Here is a 2191-nt window from a genome sequence, read left to right on the forward strand (position 1 = left end):
TAAGGCGCACGCGCCGCCGCTGCGATCAGCCAGGCCAGAACCGCCAGTGACAGCGCGGAATAGGCGGCGGTGAACCCGGCCCGCCCGAGCCGCGCCTGCAGCCATGGCCGTACCGGCGGGCGCACCGGGATCGCGTGCGACAGGAAAAAGACCGTGTAGGCCGCCGCGAATTCGACCCATCCCATCGCTGTGCCGCCCTAGACGCGCTTGTTCGGCGGCAGGCACAGCAGCGCGCCGCCATAGACCACGGCGAACCCGCCGAATGCGGCGATCCAGGCCAGCCCTGCGCCGATATGCAGCGCCCCGGCGATCCCGGGCCAGAAACCGGCGGCAAGCCGCGCCAGCACGGCCACCACAAGGGCGGCATAGATCGCCACGGTGCCCGGCCCGGCGCTCAGCGCCTGCCCGGTATGGCCCAAGGTGGCGCGTGTCATCACCGCCAGCGTCATCAGCCCGATCGCCCCGGCCATCCAGAGATGCTGCGCGCCGGCCATCCCCAGGCTGCCTGGCATCAGGATCTCGGCCGACACTGCCAGCGCGCCGAGCGGGACGAAGGCATAGCCCGCATGCAGCACCAGGACCAGCGGCTCCGCGGCCGTCCGATGTCCCGACCAGCGGACGAGACGCCCCAGGTGCAGCGCACCCGCCAGCAGCAATGCAGCGCCCGTCGCCGTGTGCAGCGGCCAGATCACCCACAGGATGAGGGCTGCGAGCAAGACGACCAGCGCCGCCTTGTCGAAGCCCTGCATCGGCGGGGTTGGCAACTGCGCGCTCTGCCGCTTGACCAGCCAGTTGCGGGTGAAGGACGGCACGACACGCCCGCCGATCACCGCGATCATCATGATCCCGGCCCCGAGCCCGAGGCGCAGGCCGTAGCCTTGCGCGGGATACGCGCCCTGCGCCGCCTCCAAATGGAACAGCGCGTTGCCACCGGCAAAGACGGCGAGCATGCCCAGAACGATCAGGTTGCGCCAGTTGCGCCCCGCCACGATCTCGCGCGCCAACACCGCAGCCAGCACCACCGGAAGCGACAGGTCGGCCACGGCGACCGCGACCGGCGGCAGGGTCTGCGACACCGCCACCGCGACGCGGCCCGCGATCCACAAGGCGACCAGCCCGCCAAGCGGCCAGCCGACGATCGGCAGCCGCCCGGTCCAGTTCGGCACCGCGGTCAGCAGGAACCCCGCGACCACCGCCCCGAGATAGCCGAAGAGGAACTCGTGCGCGTGCCAGCTGACCGGATCGAAGGCCGTAGGCAGGACCACCCGCCCGGTCAGCATCGGCACCCAAAGCGCCATCGACAGCACGGCCCAGAGCGCGGCGCCCAGAAAGAACGGCCGAAACCCGTAGGTCAGGATCGCCGGCCCGTGCCAGGCGCGGATCTGTGCGGCGGTGGTGCTCATGCGGTGGCCCTTTCGACCTGCAGACCGGCCTCGGTGACGATGACATCCAGCGCGATGTCATGCGGTTGCGGATGGATGGTGTCGAGCTGTGCCGACTGGAACCCGACGCCGATGGTGACGGGACGCGGCGACAGCGCCGCCAGCGTCCGGTCGAAATAGCCCCCGCCATAGCCCAGCCGGTAGCCCGCAGGATCCCAGCCCATCAGCGGCGCGAGTGTGATCTCGGGGGTCACTGCCGCGGCGTCCTCCGGCGGGACGGGAATGTTCCAGTCGCCGCGCACCATGCGCGTCGTGGACGTCCACTGGCGGAAGACCAGCGGCGCGCGCTTCACCTCGACCAGCGGCAGCGCGACGGTCGCGCCCGCGGCATGCAGGTCGGCCATCCATGGGCGCAGGTCGGGCTCTCCATTGATCGGCCAGTAGACCGAGACGACGCGCCCGCGCATCTCGCCGAACCGCGCCGCCAGAAAATCACGAAGGTGTCCGGTCAGCGCCACGCTTGCTGCGCGGCGCTCCTCGACGCGCATCGCCTGCCGCGCGCCGCGCAGCCGCGCGCGTTCCGCCCGGCGCCAGGGCGCCACGTCGCCCGGCTGTTGCGGATCGAAATATCCCGGTGCGATCTCGCCGGCCATGCAGGGCGGCGAGGCATAGCGGGGGGTGTCATCGACGGTCATGTCGCGTCCCTCTCGTCTCAATATGTCGCGAAGGTGCTCGCGCAGCACCACCGCCTGATTGTGATCGCGGTCCTTCGCGGCGAAGAGCAGGATCACCGGCCCCGCCCGGCACCA

3 protein-coding genes are annotated in these 2191 nt (G+C 71.0%); all 3 read right to left on the minus strand.

Going from position 1 to position 2191, the window contains the following annotated elements; genetic code table 11:
- Nucleotides 1-185, minus strand: a 185-nt coding sequence (locus ACROSR_RS20495; RefSeq protein WP_432687727.1) for an NnrU family protein, incomplete at its 3' end; no start/stop codon positions are given.
- Nucleotides 186-197: 12 nt separating this feature from the next.
- Complete coding sequence (locus tag ACROSR_RS20500; protein ID WP_432687728.1) at nt 198-1403, minus strand: NnrS family protein; 1206 nt, start codon at nt 1401-1403, stop codon at nt 198-200.
- Nucleotides 1400-2077, minus strand: coding sequence for a 5-formyltetrahydrofolate cyclo-ligase (locus ACROSR_RS20505; RefSeq protein WP_432687729.1), 678 nt, complete (start codon nt 2075-2077; stop codon nt 1400-1402). Before ACROSR_RS20505 ends, ACROSR_RS20500 begins: the two co-directional genes overlap by 4 nt.
- Nucleotides 2078-2191: the final 114 nt, after the last annotated feature.

This window comes from Roseovarius tibetensis, from assembly GCF_050896375.1.
GTDB lineage: Bacteria > Pseudomonadota > Alphaproteobacteria > Rhodobacterales > Rhodobacteraceae > Roseovarius > Roseovarius tibetensis.